This is a genomic window from Pseudomonas sp. IT-232MI5 (assembly GCF_949767845.1).
Taxonomy (GTDB): domain Bacteria; phylum Pseudomonadota; class Gammaproteobacteria; order Pseudomonadales; family Pseudomonadaceae; genus Aquipseudomonas.
This window is the reverse complement of sequence record NZ_CATKQE010000006.1, coordinates 138,548-157,074: the sequence shown is the minus strand read 5'-3', so window position 1 is coordinate 157,074 and position 18,527 is coordinate 138,548. Positions and strand designations below refer to the sequence as shown.

Below are 18,527 nucleotides of genomic sequence, written 5' to 3'. Positions count from 1 at the left end.
CGTTTGGCCAGTGGTCAATTATCGGGCAGTGACAGTGGCGGCACCCGCTTTGACTTATGGTTGCAACGATTGAAAATTTCCAGCTGCGAATAAGTTATTTGCCGAGATTTGTTACTGTCCAGAATCCATTTACGGTTCGCCAGGTTGTACTTCAATCTGCCTCGAGTACCGTCGCTCAATGCAATGTTGCGCACGTACAGTTCACGTTGAGCAAGCGCGGAAAATTCCTCGGGCAAATCTTCCATCGTAGGCGGTTCAAAATATCTGGCGTCGAGGCTGTCGATATAAATCCGGTCGAAAGTCAGGTCTACGGTATGTATCACGCCTTTTGGTCCGATGACAAAAATCTGATCAATCAGATCGTCAGGACCGTACTGCGGTAGATGCAGAGTGACCGTTCCGATGTACAGCTGATTGCCGGACAATACGATCTTGAAATCTTTGATTTGCGTCGCATCGATTTGCCAGGTGGATGAGTTGTTCAACCGAACTTTGGCAGTTGCCAGGCCGCCCGGCGTCGAAATCCGTATCACCCTGTTTTCGCGCAAATGCATCGTATAGGTGGCACCTGCACCCGCAAAGTTTTCGATTGCAGTTTGTTCGGTTAAAGGCAAGAACCTGACACAGGAAGAAACGTGATCCAGTTTCTCCGTGAGGGATACGGGTAATTCGAAAACCGCTTTGTCGTGGGTTCTCAGCGGGAAACGCAAGTCATGACTGGTCAGTGTATTGGCGACAACGCTGTGTTTATAGTGTGCCGGAGGTACGGCGTACTCTTTCTCCAGGATCAGCGTATGGGATTTTCCATCGCGAAATACCAGCTGATAGCCATGGGTAGAGACGCTGGCTGCGAGGTTTTTCAGGGCAGCATCGAGTGTTGTTTCTGAATACTGGCCGACGCCGGCGATCTGCAACAGGCTCTTGCCGAAGTAGAACAGAAAATCACACGAGACATTGACCTTGTCTTTGTCCGCCGCTTCGTTCATCAAAATGGCGGGGGTGGTGGCAAAAGCAACATGTGCACTGGTCATTTCGGCATAGTCGTAATCAAGAAAGATGCGCGTGCCGTAATTGGAATCGGCGGAGCTGCCGGTTATGAATTGAGTGTGCAGGTTGTAGCGCTGAACGTAATAGTGGGTGTTTTGTCGGGTGGGTACATTGCACACTGTTGCGTGGACAAAGGTCGTTGGTTCAGGGCGTCCCCCTTTGGTTTTTTCTGTGTGTATCTTGACGGGATGGTCGTGTTCGATTGTTTTGGGCAGATCCGGTTTCAGGTGATATCCATCGCGAGTAATGATTATTAATTTGTCATTGTGCAAAACCCGACGGCCGTCGGTTTTTTTGTACACGTTATCGATGACTATTTTGCTTCGGCGACCGTAATGAAAGTCGAAGCTCACTTCGATGGAAAGACGGCATCTGTCCACCTCCCATTTCTCGATCTGGTCCATTCGCCAGCCCAGCGATATCTTGCTTTCGTCTACACCATCTTCCGAGATGAGAACTGAACCCTCCGCCAATTCCACGTGATAAAAATCCACTCCCGATTCACCGAATGCGGTGGCGTTTGCCTTGTACATATAAATCGAGTCGTTACCGGCGCCAGCATTAATGGTGTCTGCGCCTCTTGAGGAAATCACGTTAGGTGCTGCGGTGCCCGTGACAATGCTTCTTCCGTTTTGCAGCGTCTGAACGTTTTCAACGCTTTCGAGTAGTGTCTTGAGCGAGTACGTCTCGCCATCCACTACAGACGCATCCGGGTTCGGCGTATAGATGCGCAAGGTGCCCGCCGCCAGATCGATGGCGTAGCCACGGCCGGTGATCGGATGCGACTGGTTGCCATCCAATATCAAAGTGTCGCTGCCGGCACCGCCGTCGAGTCGGGAAAATTCACTGCTTTCGATATATCTTGCCAGGTCATCCGCCGCATCCTGGGCAGTGAACCTGTCATCTTTGTCGCCCCCCGTGAGATCCTTTATGCCTTCCGTGTAATAAAAGGCATTAGGCTTTTCCGCGACACCGGTGATGGTGTCTTTGCCACTACCGATCAGCCACAAAATGCCTTTGGTTTTCCCCGGCGTTCCCAACACGGCACCAGGGGTTTGAGCCGTTACGCCGTCGCGAGCGTCAATGGTATCGTCAAGACCGACTACTTCAGGGACGTAGTCAATCGGCATGGTTTCGACTCCCCACCAGTGTTTTACGCGCTTGCGTCTTTTCGTCAGGCGGTCTTCATAACGGCCATGCACGACGGCTTCGATGGTGTCCTTCTGCGTCTCGTTGAGTATCTGGCTGGCGCTCGCTTGCATTCGTTTGGCGGTTTCGATTTTGGCTTTGGCCAGTTCGTAACGATTTTTGATGTCCTGGTCTATGTCCTTCAATGGCAGAAAGGAAAACCATCCGGTGCGCCAGCGCTCTTCAACGGTGAGTTCGATGTAGTCATCGATTTCATCCACCATGCGTACGGCACCGTAGACCTGCGATCCTATTGCCATCAGCGCACCCGCCGCGAGGCCGACCGGGCCGGCGAAGGAAAAACCGGCCATGGCGGCACTGCCGAGAATGACGGTCATAGCGGCACTGGCAATGTTCAAACCGCCGCTGACGTAATGATCCATGGCCTCTTTGCCGGTTTTATTGCTGGCGGCGTTGAATTCTCTGACGGCGCTGTAGATATCGAACGGTAATGTCAGTGCACCGCCAATGAGTCCGCCGGAACGACCCAGGCGGATCCCGGCACGGGTTTTGGTGAAGTCGCTCAAGGCGCCACTGCCTGCCTCGATCATGCGCTGGCCGACTTTGGTCACAGCTACGTCGGTGATAATCGAGGCCACCTCGGTGCCGATCCCGATGCCGTTGAAAATGATTTCATCCTGATCATTATTCTTCACGGCATCGTAAATGCCGCGAATTCCCATGAATATGCCAAAAGCCTGAATGCCGACACTGGCGCCGATCATGGAATGGTTCTTGATGATGAGCCAGTCCGGATTGCTGCGCTTGCTTGAATAGACCAAGTGCAAATCGAGGGTCTGCGCCGATTTCAACAGGCGAGCCATTTTTTTCGCGTATCCGCCATCCTCGACACTTGTCCCGATGTCTTCGCTGATGACCGGAAGGGCAGTGGAAGGACGCAGACTGGCTAGTTCGAACAAAAAGGAAGGCAGCAAATAGTCATCACCGAAGGTGGAGACTTTCATGCGCTGTTCGATGGCGGCATAACTGAGTTGCAGGGCGTTGACGAACGATCGACTTGGCCGGCGGAACTGGGTGTTATGACCGGTTAGCGGCTGGCCATCGATGGTCGCTCCCATAGCATCCAGCGCTCGGCGTGTCACTGTGTATGAACCTATTTTGAACGGTCCGAACAGCTCGTCGAGCATCTTGAGCTGACCGGGCTTTCGTTGGCCAGTCGAGGCAGGCGTCTTTCCCGCATCATCGGCGCCCGTCGCTTCGAAGTCGATTGTCTCGGCGGTGCGTTCATTGGTTTGCACGCCGATGTCCAACACTTCGAAGGTGTCAAACTGGGCATAGTGGCTTTTAACCGGTATGGGTTTTAACATTGAAACATCCTTGTTCAATATAGTCTGCAGCATGCAGGGCAACGTTGCAGATAGAGATATAACTTCATGTAGTGCGAGTAAAGAGCTGATGTGTTGCAATTAAATAAGTGAAAGGAAGTCAGCGGTTTGAATAATTATGAATCTTCTTGTTTCAAATGAGAGTTACTTGTTGTTTTCCATCCAGAACACACTAAAAAATCAAGTCGCCATCGTGATACGACCTTGTCGTCGGGTTGACGCAGTAACTTTTTGTTTCGCAGACAGGGTACACAAGTGGCGACAGCGACCTGACGCCAGCGGGATTTTTAAACAGACTTGTTGAATCGGCATCCATGAAAGCCGGATGTTGCAACGTGGCGCCGAGTGAACTCGGCAGTCAGGGGGGGCGGAAAAGTCAGTGGCCGCGTGCGGTATATATGTCTTGAAGCGAAGGCAAACGAGGCAATACGTTTAACGTAACTGGAGGAGAGCGATTCTCCAGGCTGCGTGTAACACGGCGGGCTGATTCAGTGAGAATGAGCCCGCCAGCGTTTCAGTGGCTACTAAGCAAGGACGCCGCGCCGGCACCGCCAAACAAACCGGCACTGATTCGGTTAAACCAGCTCTGGCCTTTACCACTGCGCAGATAACGGGCAGCGCCATGGGCACCCAGTCCGTAGGCCAGCTTGCAGAGTAGATCGAGCACTGTCCAGGTTGCGATCATCACCAGCAACTGCGCAAGGAACGGTTGTTCGGCGTTGAGGAACTGCGGCAGGAATGCGGCGAAGAACAGGATGTCTTTCGGGTTGCTTGCGCCCAGCACAAAAGCGCGGCCGAACAGCGTGCGAAAACGTGGCACCGGCGCTGCTTGTGGTACTTCGGCGCCGACCGAGGGCTGACGCGATTGCTGCCAGCTCTGCCAGGCGAGGTAGAACAGGTACAGGGCACCAACGATCTTCAGGGCGCTGAAGAGTTTTTCCGACGCGAGCAACAATGCACCAAGTCCCAGGGCCGAGGCGCTGAGCAGGCAGATTGAAGCGCTGACGCCGCCGAGAAATGCCGGATACGAGCGGCGCAACCCATAGTTCAGACTGTTGCTGATCATCAACAACGACAGTGGCCCCGGAATCAGGATCACCACCAGCGCAGCGCCGCTGAACAGCAGCCAGGTTTCCAGACTCATCACTTTCCTCCTTTTTTTGTTGTACTCAAGAATGTGCAAAAGCCCCACCGGTCAGGGTGAGGCTGTGTTGAAGCTTGAACCGCGTGACGCTTACAAGAAGATGAACTTGGCGATGAAGATCGCGCAGAGCACCCACAGGCTCACGGAAATTTCCTTGTACTTGCCGGTACCGGCCTTCAACGCCACGTAGGTGATGAAGCCCAGCGCGATGCCATCGGCGACCGAGAAGGTCAGTGGCATCATGATCGCAGTGACGATGGCCGGAATGGCGTCAGTGGCTTCATCCCATTCGATGTGGGCCATGCCGCCCATCATCAGCATCGCTACATAGATCAGTGCACCGGCGGTGGCGTAAGCGGGAATCATGCCGGCCAGCGGTGCGAAAAACATCGCTGCTATAAATAGCACACCTACGGTAACTGCGGTAAGACCAGTCCGACCACCAGCGGCCACACCGGCGGCACTTTCTACGTAACTTGTGACGGGCGGGACACCGACCACGGCGCCGAAGACGCTGGAAGCACTGTCGGCTTTCATCGCGCGGGAGAGGTTTTCGATACGGCCGTCGGCGTTCACCAGATTGGCGCGCTGGGCAACGCCCATCAACGTGCCGGCGGTGTCGAACATGTGCACAAAGAGGAAAGCCAGTACGACGCTGATCATGCTGACGTTGAACACGCCGGCCACGTTCATCGCCATGAAGGTCGGCGCCAGGCTCGGCGGGGTCGACATGATGCCTTCATAGTGAACGATGCCCAGGCCCCAGCCGGCCAGGGTCACGGTGATGATGCTGATGAGGATCGCACCGAACACGCGGTGGTAGCTGAGGATCGCAATCATCAGGAAGCAGATGGCCGCAAGCAGTGGGCCGGGTTCGCGCAGGGAGCCGAGTTTGATCAGGGTCGCTGGACTGTCGACGACGATCCCGGCGGTTTTCAGACCGATCAGACCGAGGAACAGACCAACACCGGCACCCATTGCAAAGCGCAGACTGACCGGAATGCTGTTGAGCAGCCACTCACGAATCCGCGAGAAGGTCAGGATCATGAACAACACACCGGAGACAAATACCGCACCCAGCGCGGTTTCCCAGTTGTAGCCCATGGTGCCGACCACGGTGTAGGTGAAGAAGGCGTTGAGGCCCATGCCCGGTGCCAGGCCCACCGGCCAGTTGGCGTACAGGCCCATCAACAGGCAGCCCAATGCCGCGGCGATACAGGTGGCGACGAAGGCTGCACCGTGATCGATCCCGGCATCGGCCATGATGTTCGGGTTGACGAAGATGATGTAAGCCATGGTGATGAAGGTTGTCAGACCGGCAATCAGCTCGGTCTTCACCGTGGTGCCATGCAAGCTGAGTTTAAACAGACGTTCCAGCAAGCCACTGCGTAATGGCGGCGAGAGGTCCAGCGTCGATGCTTCGGATTTGCGGCTTTCCACAGCGAGTACTCCTCAAGAGTTTTATTGTTATTTCCAGGGCCGGACCCATGAGGGGTGGCAGCGGCCCTTTGAGGCTTACGCGAATTTGTTGACCATGCGGTCAGGAACTCGCACGCTGTGGATTATGCTTTTGTGTACAAATAAAGCAAATATTGTTTTTGGTTTTGTTTACGAAAGTTCCGTCAATAGGGATATATCGCCTGTGCCGGCCCCTGCGCGAGCAAGCTCGCTCCCCCATTGGTATGCGTCCCCCTGTGGGACCGAGCCTGCTCGCGAAGATGTATTCCCATTCAATCGAGAGCCGTCTGAGTTTTCCCCAATGCCAGATTCACCGCCAACCATCCATTCACCGCCGCTTCCCCGGCCTCGGCAAATACCCGCTCCAGCAACTTCACCTGCTCACGGCGCAACGCCTGCTCGAACTTCGCGCCTTCCGCCGTCAACTCCAGCAGGCGCTTACGCTTATCAGCCTCCGAGGCGACGCTGTCCACCAGATGCATTTCCTGCAACTGCCGCAGCGGCATGTTCAGCGCTTGCTTGCTCACACCGAGCAAGGCCAGCAACTCTTTCACGCTCAAATTCGGATAACGCGCGATGAAAAACACAATGCGCTGATGCACCCGCGACAAGCCACGGCGTTCCAGCATTTCATCAGCTTTGGCGGTGAACGCCTGGTAGCCGAAGAAAAACGCTTCCATGGCCTGTTGTTGGCTTGCAGGGTTTTTAAGGTCAAGCATGTTGACGTACTCGCTCAGGCTGTCGTAATTTCAGTCAACCAGTTTGACTCATTTTTCGCATCCCTTGCTACCGGTGACCGCCATGGCTTTTTCCGAACGTGTCTCGCGCCTTAAAAGTTCTTTGATTCGTGAAATCCTCGCCGCTGCCCAGCGTCCTGAGGTGATGTCGTTCGCCGGTGGCTTGCCGGCCGAAGCCATGCTGCCGAAGGTCGAGTGGGCGGACATGCCGCTGGCGCTCGGCCAATACGGCATGAGCGAAGGCGAGCCGGCGTTGCGCGAAGCGTTGGCGGCGGAGGCGAGGGCGCTGGGCCTGGAGTGCGAGGCCTGTCAGGTGCTGGTGGTCAGCGGCTCCCAGCAGACCCTCGATCTGGCGGCCAAGCTGTACATCGACAAAGGCACGGAAATTCTGCTCGAAGCGCCGACCTATCTGGCCGCGTTGCAAATCTTCCAACTGTTCGGCGCCGATTGCCTGACCGTGCCGCAAGAGTCTGATGGGCCGAACCTGGCGCAACTGCGCGAGCGTCTGGAGCAGCATCGTCCGGCGTTCATCTACTTGATTCCGACGTTCCAGAACCCGTCCGCCGTGCGCTACAGCGAAGCCAAGCGTGCAGCCGTGGCGGCATTGCTCGACGAATTCGGCGTCACTCTGATCGAAGACGAACCCTACCGCGAGCTGACGTTCGATGGCGGCAGCGCCAAACCGATCGCTGGACGTCTGAAAAAATCCAGTTGGATCTACACCGGTACGGTTTCGAAAACATTGCTGCCGGGGCTGCGCGTCGGCTATCTGATCGCCAGCAAGGATCTGTTTCCGCACCTGCTCAAGCTCAAGCAATCGGCAGATTTGCACACCAATCGCATCGGTCAGTGGCAGGCGTTGCAGTGGATCGGTACTGAAAAGTATCAGCAGCATTTGAGTGAGTTGCGCGGCTTCTATCGGCAGCGGCGCGATGCTTTCCAAGCTGCGCTGGAAATGCACTTTTCTGATCTGGCGCATTGGAACATGCCGCAGGGCGGGCTGTTTTTCTGGCTGAAACTGAAGCAACCGCTGGACACGCGAACGTTGCTAAACGAGGCGTTGGCCAATGACGTGGCGTTCATGCCGGGGGAGCCGTTCTTTCCGGATCCCGATAAGAATCTCGGGCATTTGCGCTTGAATTTCAGCCACATCGATCCAGCGCGGCTGGATGAAGGGCTGAAGCGATTGGCGGCGGTGGTACGTCGGGCGCAGCTAGAGAAAGCGGCCTGAAAACAAATAAACCGGCTCGAGGGCCGGTTTATTTTTGACTGGGATTTGCGGTGGCTGAGAGGGCCTAATCGCTGGCAAGCCAGCTCCCACAGTGATCTGTGGCGTTCACAAACCTGTGGGAGCTGGCTTGCCAGCGATTAGGCCATCAGCATCACCACATAATCTCAGACAGCAGCAAAGCGCTTGTCCAGATAATCAATAATCACCTTGGATTCATACATCCAGGTGGTCTGGCCATTCTCTTCAATCCGCAGGCAAGGCACCTTGATCCGGCCGCCCTGATCCAGCAGCGTCTGACGATCCTGCTCATTGTTTTTCGCATCCTTCAGCGCCACCGGCACATTCAGGCGACGCAGCGTGCGGCGGGTTTTCACGCAGAACGGGCAAGCATGGAACTGATACAGGGTCAGGCCTTTCGCGGCGGCGTTGACCTGGGCCTGAGTTTCGGCAGGACGCTGTTTCTTGCCCGGGCGGGTGATGAAGTCGATGAAGATAACCAGTTGGCCGAGGCCGACACGAAGCGCTTTGACGAACACGTTTAAAGCCTCACGGTGCAAATTGAGAAGGCGCGCAGCTTACCCGATTTTTCACGGACGAAAAAAAACCGGCGATGAGTGCCGGTTTTCTTCGTGGCGCAAATTACTTGATGAGGCTGAGGAATTCGCTGCGGGTCGCGGCGTTTTCACGGAACTCACCGAGCATGACCGAAGTGATCATCGACGAATTCTGCTTCTCGACACCGCGCATCATCATGCACATGTGCTTGGCCTCAATCACCACGGCCACACCCAACGCGCCAGTCACTTGCTGGACAGCATCGGCGATCTGACGGCTGAGGTTTTCCTGGATCTGCAGGCGACGAGCGTACATGTCGACGATCCGCGCGACCTTCGACAGGCCCAGCACTTTGCCGCTCGGGATGTAGGCGACGTGTGCCTTGCCGATGAACGGCAGCAGGTGGTGTTCGCACAACGAGTACAACTCGATGTCCTTGACCAGCACCATTTCGCTGTTGTCGGAGCTGAACAGGGCACCGTTGGTGACCTCTTCGAGCGTCTGTTCATAACCGCGGCAGAGGTACTGCATGGCTTTGGCGGCACGCTTTGGCGTGTCGAGCAGGCCCTCGCGGGACACGTCCTCGCCCAATTGGCCGAGAATCGCGGTGTAATTCTGTTCCAGGGACATGAAACTACCTGTGGGGATTTTCGCAAAGGGCAAGGGTACGGTGGCGGACACAACCCTGCAAGTTCGGTGTAACGGGATTATTCGTCGCGGCCTTCCATCATGGTGCGTTTGAGCATCACATAAACCGCGCCGGCACCGCCGTGTCTGGCTTGGCACGAGCAGAAACCCAGCACTTGGGCATGCTGGCGCAACCAGGTGTTGACGTGGCTTTTGATCATTGGTCGCTTGCCGTCCAGGCGTACAGCCTTGCCGTGGGTAACGCGCACGCAGCGAATTTCGAACTTGGTCGCTTCGGCAAGAAAAGCCCACAAGGTCTCGCGTGCCTTTTCCACGCTCATGCCATGCAGGTCGAGACTGCCTTCGAACGGGATCTGCCCGACCTTGAGCTTGCGCATCTGACTTTCCTGCACGCCGTCGCGCGACCACATCAATTCGTCTTCCGGGCCGACATCAATCACAAACTGATCGGACAACCCATCGACGGTCGCGGTATCGGTGCGCACGGTGGCGGACTGGCGCAGCTTGGCGATCTGAGCGCGGTCAGCCTTGGGTTTACCGGTGTCGGCGCGATCGTGCTTGATCGGCTTGACGCCTTGGATCGCACTTTTGAACAGGGAAAAATCGTCGTCTTGCATGTCAGCCTCCGCGAAGGGCGGCCAGTTTACCCAAGTCGAAACAAAACGGCCCGGCAAAAAGCCAGGCCGGTGAGTCAGTCGTGTTTTTTCATCAGGTGCGGGGACATGTTCAGTTCCCGCGATTGCCGTGCGCGACGGCGGCAGCGACGCCACAGGGCGACACCGAAATACAGAAACAGCAAACCGACTGCCAGAATGATCGCCGAGCCCATCGGCGTAGCGTTCAAGTCACCGAGTGCCGGTGGGCGCCCGAGCAGGCTGGCTGCTCCGGCCATCGCCAGCAGCACGCCGAACGTGGCCAGAATGGCCGCGATCGCCGCGCCAAATCGAAAACGCCAGTTGCTTTGGCCTTTGGGCCGCAAGCGGCGTGCGTCAAATCCATCGGATAACTTCATTCCGACCTTCCTCAATGGGTATCGGCCCTTCGACCGGGAGTTGACCGGGTTGTTCCTGAGGCTATGGCATTTGCGGCAAATGAGAGGAATTTGCGGATGAGCGGCGTGCTGAGCCGCTCATCAAAGCAGATCAGATCAGGTCTTGAGTCAACGCGAGGGTGGCAAAGTTGTCCGCCATGATCGCCATTTCAGCTTCCTGCACCACGGCGGCGCTGAGCACGCGGCCCTTGAACGGCAAGTCGCGGGTCGCGCAGGCGTCTTCCACCAGGGTGCAGCGGAACCCCAGGTTTTTTGCTGCACGCACGGTGGTGCTGACGCTGGAATGGCTCATGAAACCGCAGACGATCAAGTCCAGCGAGCCAAGGTTTTGCAGACGGTCCAGCAACTCGGTGCCATGGAACGCGCTCGGCAGCAGTTTGCCGATAATGGTTTCATCACCTTGTGGCTCGAGGCCCGGGATGAATTCGCCGCGTTCACCCTGCGGGTCGAACAGGCCTCCGACGGTGCCGAGATGACGCACGTGCACGATCGGCCGACCGGCTGCACGGGCTGCGGCAACCACTTGTTTGATGTTCGCGACGGCCGCGTCCATGCCGCTCAGGGCCAGCGGGCCACTGAGATATTCTTTCTGGGCATCGATGATGACCACGGTGGCATGGCTCAGTGTGGCCGCTGCGTAACCGCGACCGCTGAGTTGAAACATCGTTTTTGGAACGGACATTCTGGGGCTCCTTGGGGTGGGGCTTTTGCGACATTGTCCTCTGGCGGAGCGGTTCTGTGAATCGCTACCATCGTAGGCACCGTCGTTATTGGCCTGCAGCCTTGTCAAGTTACACGTTCTGTTCAATAGCTGATGCAAAAAACAGAAAACTCCTACCGTCGTCGCGATGTTTTTCCTGCGTCGTCGTCAGGCGTTTTGGCTGGTAGAATCGCCAGTCGTTTTTTCTGGAGTTCTGCCCCGTGATCACTTCCCGACTTCGTACCCTGCGCGACCACATCCGTTGGGCCGTCAGCCGCTTCCATGGGGAGGATCTGTTTTTCGGCCATGGCACCGACAATGCCTGGGACGAAGCCCGGCAACTCGTGCTCGGTGCATTGCACCTGCCATGGGAAATCGCCGACAGCTACCTCGATTGCGCGCTGGAAGACGATGAGTTGGTCAATCTGCAACGCCTGCTCAAGCGTCGTATCGAGGAACGCATTCCGACCGCTTACCTGTTGGGCGAGGCGTGGTTCTGCGGTATGTCGTTCATTGTTGACGAGCGCGTATTGATCCCGCGTTCACCGATTGGCGAACTGATCGAAAATCACTTTGCGCCGTGGATCGGCACCGAGCCGGCGCGGATTCTCGACCTGTGCACCGGTTCCGGTTGCATCGGCATTGCCTGCGCCTACGAGTTCCAGAACGCCGAAGTGGTGCTGGCCGATTTGTCCTTCGAGGCGTTGGAAGTGGCCAACCAGAACATCGAGCGCCATGGCGTCGATGAGCGTGTGTACACCGTGCAGGGCGATGGTTTTGACGGTTTGCCGGGGCAGCGTTTCGACTTGATCGTGTCGAATCCGCCTTACGTGGATGCAGAAGATTTCGCAGATATGCCGGATGAGTATCAGCATGAACCGGAGCTGGGTCTGGCCTGTGGCGATGATGGTCTGAATCTGGTTCGACGCATGCTCGCCGAAGCGGCGGATCACCTCACCGAGAAGGGCTTGTTGATTGTCGAGGTGGGTAACAGCCAGGTGCACGTTGACGCGCTGTACCCGGAAGTCGATTTCGCCTGGCTCGAATTCGAGCGTGGTGGCCATGGCGTGTTCATGTTGACGGCGGAGCAGTGCCGCGATCATCAGGCGCTGTTCGCCTCCCGCGTCTGACCCGTTAAAAGCAAAAGATCGCAGCCTTCGGCAGCTCCTACAAGGATTACCGCATTCCAGTGTAGGAGCTGCCGAAGGCTGCGATCTTTTGATCTACCGGTGCGTGGCAATCCAGATCAGCAACCCCGCCTGAAACACCGCAAACGCCACCAGACACGTGATGGTGAAACGCAAACCAGCGTCTTCACGCTTGAACTTGCTGACTTTCTCTTCCTGCTTCTTCAGCTTCACTTCCTGCTCGGCCAGATTCTGTTCGGCCTGCTGAAGCATCTGCGCCGCCTCGAGAATCTCGACGATCTGCAGCTTTTCGCTGTTCCAGTCACCGAGCAGATCACCTACCAACACATCCTTGACGCTGCCCTTCAAGTGCTGGGCATCGGCGTACACCACATCAAAACCATGCACCCGCAGGAAATGATCGCGACGCAGGCGCGTGTCTTCATTCAGCGCGTCCTTGTTGTTCAAGTCCATGCCATCGACGGTGTAGGCGGGCCAGCGTTTTTTCGCCCAGTTGATGCCTTGTGCGGCCATGAAACGGCCGATGCCACGGTTCAACGGTTCGATTTGCAAGCCGCTGTCCGGGCCAAAGCTGACGCGCTTGGTGGTGTGATCGACCCACACATCGAGATGATTCTGTTCTTTGCGAACGCGTTGACTCGGCAGCTTGATTGCCATGCGCATCAGGCTTTTTTCTTTGCTGTTGCGCTCGGCGTAACCGAATTCGACGAAGCGCAACGGCCGCCCGCCGGTGTTGCGGTCGGTTTGCAACGGGGCCAGGCGGAGCATCTTGTGGTGCTCGACATGGACATCCGCCCACGGCAGCTCGGCCGCTGGCGGTGCGTCTTTTTCAGCGGTGGTGTCGGGTGAAGTCTGGGTATCAGTCATAACGGCGAGATCCTGTCCAAGCCCTGCTTGTCGCCAGCGGTTGCGCTGGCGACAAAGGCTTATCGGCCGTTTCTGTCAGGACTAGAGGGCAAACAACGGTTAACGGGTGCGAAGTCCGTCAATAAACTCGATGATTTTGCTGCCCAGTTCTGCGGCCAGCGGCAAATTCGGGTCCTTGTACGAGGCCAATTGCCGCTTCATGTCGTTGTGCACGATGCGCATGACGTGGTTCATGCCTTCGATGACCACCAGTTCGGCGTCGGGTTTAGCGGCTTTCAGCGCCTGCGCATCGCCAACGCCGACCTGCATGTCATTGCTACCCTGAACAATCAGTGCCGGCATTTTCAATTGCGCGAAGGCTTTCGCCGGATCCTGACGGAACAGTGAAATCAGATACGGCTGCACGCTCGGGCGGAAAATCACCTGCAACGGCTGCGGCACATTGTCGTCGGTGTGACCGGCCTTGAGGCTGTCGAGCAGTTCGTTACTGCGCAGCATCAGCGGTGGCGGCAGGCTGCGGGCCAATTGCTCGCGGATCACCTGATCGACCGGTCGGGCGCTGCCGGACAGGGAAATCACCGCCGCCGCATCGACTTTCGGCGCGGCGAGGCTGGCTATCAGCGCGCCCTCACTGTGGCCCAGCAGGATCAGCTTGCCGAAACGTGGATCGGCCTTGAGCTTTTGCCCCCACGCCACCGCATCTGCTGCATAGGCCTCCACCGACAAATTGCGCTCATCCGGGGTCGCCGCCAGGCTCGCCGCAACACCGCGCTTGTCGTAACGCACGCTGGCGATGTTGTGTTTGGCCAGCACCCACGCCAGGCGCTTGAGGCTGTCGTTGCGCCCGCCGTCGGGGTTGTTTCCGTCGCGATCCGTAGGACCCGAGCCAGAAATGATCAGGACAACCGGCACCGGACTGTCGGATTTTGGCAGCAACAGCGAACCGAAAAGCTCACCGGTGCCGGTATCCAAAGTTACCGGGCGTTGTAGGACCGTCGCTTGGGCAAAGCCCGTAAAGAGGGTAAGACTCAAGATCAAAACTCGCAGCATCATCACGCCATCATTCGCCAAGGTGCCGGTTGGACTCGCCAGCACCACTAAGGTTCGAGGATGAACTACTCGGTTAGCCTGCGTATACTGGCGCGCATCACGAATTTGGGTTTGATTTCACGGAGCGTCCTGCATGTCCGGCAATACCTACGGCAAGTTGTTCACTGTCACCACCGCTGGCGAAAGCCATGGTCCGGCGTTGGTCGCCATTGTCGACGGCTGCCCGCCGGGCCTGGAGATCTCCCTCGAAGACCTGCAGCGCGACCTCGATCGCCGCAAGCCGGGCACCAGCCGCCACACCACCCAGCGCCAGGAAGCCGACGAAGTCGAAATCCTCTCTGGCGTGTTCGAAGGACGCACCACCGGTTGCTCGATCGGCCTGCTGATTCGCAACACCGACCAGAAGTCCAAGGACTACTCGGCGATCAAGGATCTGTTTCGCCCGGCCCACGCTGACTACACCTACCACCACAAATACGGTGAGCGCGACTACCGTGGCGGTGGCCGCAGTTCGGCGCGCGAAACCGCGATGCGCGTGGCGGCCGGTGCGATCGCCAAGAAATATCTGGCAACTCAGGGCATCGTCATTCGTGGCTACATGAGCCAGCTCGGCCCGATCGAAATCCCGTTCAAGACCTGGGACTCGGTGGAGGAGAACGCGTTCTTCAGCCCGGATCCGGACAAGGTTCCGGAACTGGAAGCCTACATGGACCAGTTGCGCCGCGACCAAGACTCGGTCGGGGCGAAGATCACCGTGGTTGCCGAAGGCGTCATGCCGGGCCTGGGCGAGCCGATTTTCGACCGTCTCGACGCCGAACTGGCCCATGCGCTGATGAGCATCAACGCGGTCAAAGGCGTGGAAATCGGCGCCGGTTTCGCCTCGGTCGCCCAGCGCGGTACCGAACACCGCGATGAAATGACCCCGGAAGGCTTCCTCAGCAACAATGCGGGCGGCATCCTCGGCGGTATCTCGTCCGGTCAGCCGATTGTTGCCCACTTGGCGCTGAAGCCAACATCGAGCATCACCACTCCGGGCCGTTCGATCGACATCCACGGCAATCCGGTCGACGTGATCACCAAGGGCCGTCACGATCCGTGCGTCGGCATCCGCGCCACGCCGATCGCCGAAGCGATGATGGCGATCGTGCTGATGGACCACTTGCTGCGTCATCGTGGGCAGAACGCCGATGTGCGCGTGAGCACGCCGGTGCTGGGTCAGCTTTGATGGCAGGCCTTGAAGCCGTCGCGGCATAACCGTGGCGGCGCTCCCTTACTGGCGGCTGTCCAGTTTCTATCTGTTCTATTTCGCCTTGCTCGGTTCGACGGCGCCGTTTCTGGCGCTGTATTTCGATCACCTCGGCTTCAGTCCGGCGCGAATCGGTGAACTGGTTGCCATCCCGATGCTGATGCGCTGCGTGGCGCCGAACATCTGGGGCTGGCTCGGTGATTACACCGGTAGACGCCTGGCCATCGTGCGCTTTGGCGCAGTGTGTACGCTGCTGACGTTCTCGTTGATTTTTGTCAGCAAGACCTACGCCTGGCTGGCGATGGTCATGGCGCTGCACGCATTCTTCTGGCACGCGGTGCTGCCGCAGTTCGAAGTCATCACGCTGGCGCATTTGCAGGGCCAGACCTCGCGTTACAGCCAGATCCGCCTGTGGGGCTCGATCGGTTTCATCATCACCGTGGTTGCGTTGGGCCGGCTGTTCGAATGGCTGAGCCTCGATATCTACCCGGCGGCGCTGGTGCTGATCATGGCCGGCATCGTCCTCAGCAGTCTGTGGGTGCCGAACGCGCAACCACCGCAAGGCAATCGGCCGCACGGCGAGGGGTTTCTCAAACAGCTGCGCGATCCCGGCGTGCTGGCGTTTTACGCTTGTGTCGCGCTGATGCAGATGAGCCACGGCCCGTATTACACCTTTCTGACCTTGCACCTTGAGCGCCTCGGCTACACACGCGGCACCATCGGCATGCTCTGGGCCGTGGGTGTCGTCGCCGAAGTGCTGATGTTCATGGCGATGAGCCGGATTCTCGCGCGGTTTTCCCTGCGCCGCGTATTGATGGCGAGTTTTCTGCTGGCGGCGCTGCGCTGGTTGCTGCTAGGTTCGTTCGCCGAGTTTCTGTTGGTGCTGTTATTCGCGCAGGTGCTGCACGCAGCGACCTTCGGCAGTTTTCACGCCGCTGCCATCGCCTTCGTGCAACGTAGCTTCGGCGCGCGCCAGCAAGGGCAGGGCCAGGCGTTGTACGCAGCACTGGCCGGTACCGGCGGTGCGCTCGGCGCGTTGTATTCCGGTTACAGCTGGAATGCCCTCGGCGCGACATTGACCTTTAGTATTGCCAGTCTCGCGGCGCTCGCTGCTGCCGTTATCATTGCCACACGTATGCAAGAGGACAGGCCATGAGCCTTACGCGTGAACAACTCGCCCAGCAAATCGTCGATGCCGGGCGCTTTCTCTATGGTCGCGGCTGGTCGCCGGCCACCAGCAGCAACTACTCGACGCGCCTGTCGCCGAGCGAAGCGCTGCTGACAGTGTCGGGCAAGCACAAAGGCCAGTTGGGTCTGGACGATGTGCTCGCCACCGATCTGTCGGGCAACAGCCTGGAACCGGGCAAAAAGCCCTCTGCCGAAACCTTGCTGCACACCCAACTCTACAGCTGGCGACCAGAGATCGGCGCGGTGCTGCACACCCATTCGGTGAACGCCACGGTGTTGTCGCGCCTGACGCCGGACGAATTTATCGAGTTTGAAGATTACGAACTGCAAAAAGCCTTCAGCGGCATCTCGACCCACGAATCGCGAGTGCGCGTGCCGATTTTCGACAACGATCAGGACATTGCGCGCCTCGCCGCCAAGGTGCAGCCTTGGCTCGACGCCCATCCTGATTGCGTCGGTTATCTGATTCGCGGTCACGGCCTCTACACCTGGGGCGCGCAGATGAGCGACGCGCTGCGGCAGATCGAGGCCTTTGAATTTCTGTTTGAATGCGAGTTGAAAACCCGCAGCGTCATGAACCGCCAAGGCTGACTTCACCAGAAGTAGCCCATTTGCCTGATGAAATGCTGTGCCCGACCGGTCTGCAAGAACCGGACGGCAAGGCCGATACCGAGGAATTGCCCCAATGAGCAGCCTGTCCGTCTATCACGTTTCCAGCCCCGATATTCCCAACAAAGTGCTGACCCACTTTGAAGACATCGCCTCGACCCTGGCCGAGCAGGGCGTACGCTTTGACCGCTGGCAAGCGGCGGCGAAGATCCAGCCGGGCGCGACCCAGGAAGAAGTGATCAGCGCCTATAAAGAGCAGATCGACAAACTGATGACCGAGCGCGGTTACATCACCGTCGACGTCATCAGCCTGAACAGCGATCACCCGCAAAAAGCCGAACTGCGCGCCAAGTTCCTCGAAGAACACCGCCATGGCGAAGACGAAGTCAGATTTTTCGTCGCGGGTCGTGGGTTGTTTACCCTGCACATCGACGATTACGTCTACGCGGTTCTCTGTGAGAAGAATGACCTGATCTCGGTGCCGGCCGGCACCAAACACTGGTTCGACATGGGCGAGCATCCGCACTTCGTGGCGATTCGCCTGTTCAACAACCCTGAAGGCTGGGTTGCCAACTTCACCGGCGAAGACATCGCCGGTCGTTTCCCGCGTCTGGAGGACTGATTCGATGTCGATCAAAGCCATTGTCACTGACATCGAAGGCACCACCAGCGCAGTGAGTTTCGTGTTTGACGTGCTGTTTCCGTACGCGGCCAAACATTTGCCGGACTTCGTGCGCCAGAACGCCGAACGCGCCGATGTTGCCGAGCAACTCGACGCCGTGCGCCGTGACAGCAATGCGCCGCAGGCCGATGTTGAACGGGTTGTTGAAATTCTCTTGAGCTGGATCGAGGAGGATCGCAAAGCCACGCCGCTCAAGGCTTTGCAAGGCATGGTCTGGGCCCAGGGTTATCACGCCGGGCAGTTGAAGGGGCATGTTTACCCGGATGCGGTTGACGCACTGCAACGCTGGCATGCGGCGGGCTATCAACTGTTTGTGTATTCGTCGGGTTCGATTCAGGCGCAGAAGCTGATTTTCGGCTGCTCGGAGGCGGGGGATTTGACGCCGCTGTTCAGTGGTTATTTCGACACGACGTCCGGGCCTAAGCGTGAGGCGCAGTCGTACACCAATATCCAGAAAGCCATTGGCGTCGAACCCGAAGAAATCCTGTTCCTCTCGGATATCGTCGAAGAGCTCGACGCCGCGCAAGCAGCCGGCCTGCAAACCTGCGGCCTCGCCCGTGAAGGCGGCGAGCTGGGCAGCCACATCACCGTCGACACCTTCACCGGCATAGAACCCGAAGCTTTCTAACCCA

Annotated in this window: 18 protein-coding genes; 7 read left to right on the top strand and 11 right to left on the bottom strand. The window is 57.8% G+C overall.

The features are described from left to right. Positions 1-14 precede the first annotated feature (14 nt). The 4 genes from ACM6JQ_RS06450 to ACM6JQ_RS06435 form a co-directional block, all read right to left on the bottom strand. Positions 15-3,563, bottom strand: coding sequence for a calcium-binding protein (locus ACM6JQ_RS06450; RefSeq protein WP_095114345.1), 3,549 nt, complete (start codon positions 3,561-3,563; stop codon positions 15-17). Positions 3,564-4,095: 532 nt separating this feature from the next. After that, a complete protein-coding gene (locus ACM6JQ_RS06445) occupies positions 4,096-4,725 on the bottom strand; it encodes a LysE family translocator (protein ID WP_007914001.1) in 630 nt (209 codons plus the stop codon). Between the two features lie 90 nt (positions 4,726-4,815). Further along, entirely contained in the window at positions 4,816-6,165 is a 1,350-nt protein-coding gene (locus tag ACM6JQ_RS06440; protein ID WP_007914003.1) for an NCS2 family permease, read from the bottom strand. 290 nt (positions 6,166-6,455) lie between these two features. Next, positions 6,456-6,902 (bottom strand): MarR family winged helix-turn-helix transcriptional regulator, encoded by a 447-nt coding sequence (locus ACM6JQ_RS06435; protein WP_007914011.1) that lies wholly within the window; start codon positions 6,900-6,902, stop codon positions 6,456-6,458. Between the two features lie 82 nt (positions 6,903-6,984). Here ACM6JQ_RS06435 and ACM6JQ_RS06430 point away from each other — a divergent pair, with 82 nt between their 5' ends. Then, positions 6,985-8,151, top strand: coding sequence for a PLP-dependent aminotransferase family protein (locus ACM6JQ_RS06430; protein WP_414893412.1), 1,167 nt, complete (start codon positions 6,985-6,987; stop codon positions 8,149-8,151). Positions 8,152-8,315: 164 nt separating this feature from the next. Here the strand turns inward: ACM6JQ_RS06430 and ACM6JQ_RS06425 are convergent, their stop codons facing one another. The 5 genes from ACM6JQ_RS06425 to ACM6JQ_RS06405 all read right to left on the bottom strand — a co-directional run bounded on the left by ACM6JQ_RS06425 (position 8,316) and on the right by ACM6JQ_RS06405 (position 11,087). After that, positions 8,316-8,687, bottom strand: a complete 372-nt coding sequence (locus ACM6JQ_RS06425; RefSeq protein WP_007914020.1) for a glutathione S-transferase N-terminal domain-containing protein — start codon at positions 8,685-8,687, stop codon at positions 8,316-8,318. Positions 8,688-8,790: 103 nt separating this feature from the next. Then, the gene (gene folE, locus ACM6JQ_RS06420; protein WP_003204506.1) at positions 8,791-9,336 is read right to left on the bottom strand and encodes a GTP cyclohydrolase I FolE; all 546 of its coding nucleotides are present in this window, start codon (positions 9,334-9,336) and stop codon (positions 8,791-8,793) included. 77 nt (positions 9,337-9,413) lie between these two features. Then, the gene (locus ACM6JQ_RS06415; protein WP_007914022.1) at positions 9,414-9,971 is read right to left on the bottom strand and encodes a Smr/MutS family protein; all 558 of its coding nucleotides are present in this window, start codon (positions 9,969-9,971) and stop codon (positions 9,414-9,416) included. 74 nt (positions 9,972-10,045) lie between these two features. Next, entirely contained in the window at positions 10,046-10,366 is a 321-nt protein-coding gene (locus tag ACM6JQ_RS06410; RefSeq protein ID WP_007914024.1) for a hypothetical protein, read from the bottom strand. A gap of 130 nt (positions 10,367-10,496) precedes the next feature. Then, positions 10,497-11,087 carry a cysteine hydrolase family protein gene (locus ACM6JQ_RS06405; RefSeq protein WP_007914026.1) on the bottom strand — a complete coding sequence of 197 codons (591 nt, stop codon included), beginning with the start codon at positions 11,085-11,087 and terminating at the stop codon, positions 10,497-10,499. Positions 11,088-11,326: 239 nt separating this feature from the next. Here ACM6JQ_RS06405 and prmB point away from each other — a divergent pair, with 239 nt between their 5' ends. Then, complete coding sequence (gene prmB / locus ACM6JQ_RS06400; protein ID WP_007914027.1) at positions 11,327-12,235, top strand: 50S ribosomal protein L3 N(5)-glutamine methyltransferase; 909 nt, start codon at positions 11,327-11,329, stop codon at positions 12,233-12,235. 93 nt (positions 12,236-12,328) lie between these two features. Here prmB and ACM6JQ_RS06395 read toward each other — a convergent pair whose 3' ends face one another. Next, positions 12,329-13,120: a hypothetical protein gene (locus ACM6JQ_RS06395; protein ID WP_007914033.1), complete on the bottom strand. Its 792-nt coding sequence runs from the start codon at positions 13,118-13,120 to the stop codon at positions 12,329-12,331. A 99-nt stretch (positions 13,121-13,219) separates the two neighbouring features. Then, positions 13,220-14,173 carry an alpha/beta hydrolase gene (locus ACM6JQ_RS06390; RefSeq protein ID WP_042704995.1) on the bottom strand — a complete coding sequence of 318 codons (954 nt, stop codon included), beginning with the start codon at positions 14,171-14,173 and terminating at the stop codon, positions 13,220-13,222. 130 nt (positions 14,174-14,303) lie between these two features. On the opposite strand from ACM6JQ_RS06390, the gene aroC reads away from it, so the two are divergent. The 5 genes from aroC to mtnC all read left to right on the top strand — a co-directional run bounded on the left by aroC (position 14,304) and on the right by mtnC (position 18,523). Continuing rightward, entirely contained in the window at positions 14,304-15,395 is a 1,092-nt protein-coding gene (gene aroC, locus ACM6JQ_RS06385; RefSeq protein ID WP_007914036.1) for a chorismate synthase, read from the top strand. Between the two features lie 31 nt (positions 15,396-15,426). Beyond that, positions 15,427-16,572, top strand: coding sequence for an MFS transporter (locus ACM6JQ_RS06380; RefSeq protein ID WP_414893411.1), 1,146 nt, complete (start codon positions 15,427-15,429; stop codon positions 16,570-16,572). Then, on the top strand, positions 16,569-17,195 hold the full coding sequence (locus ACM6JQ_RS06375; protein ID WP_007914040.1) for a methylthioribulose 1-phosphate dehydratase: 627 nt from the start codon (positions 16,569-16,571) through the stop codon (positions 17,193-17,195). The genes ACM6JQ_RS06380 and ACM6JQ_RS06375 overlap by 4 nt, the downstream gene beginning before the upstream one ends. Before the next feature lie 94 nt (positions 17,196-17,289). After that, the gene (locus ACM6JQ_RS06370; protein ID WP_007914042.1) at positions 17,290-17,835 is read left to right on the top strand and encodes a 1,2-dihydroxy-3-keto-5-methylthiopentene dioxygenase; all 546 of its coding nucleotides are present in this window, start codon (positions 17,290-17,292) and stop codon (positions 17,833-17,835) included. A 4-nt stretch (positions 17,836-17,839) separates the two neighbouring features. Beyond that, the gene (gene mtnC / locus ACM6JQ_RS06365) at positions 17,840-18,523 is read left to right on the top strand and encodes an acireductone synthase (RefSeq protein WP_095114348.1); all 684 of its coding nucleotides are present in this window, start codon (positions 17,840-17,842) and stop codon (positions 18,521-18,523) included. Positions 18,524-18,527: the final 4 nt, after the last annotated feature.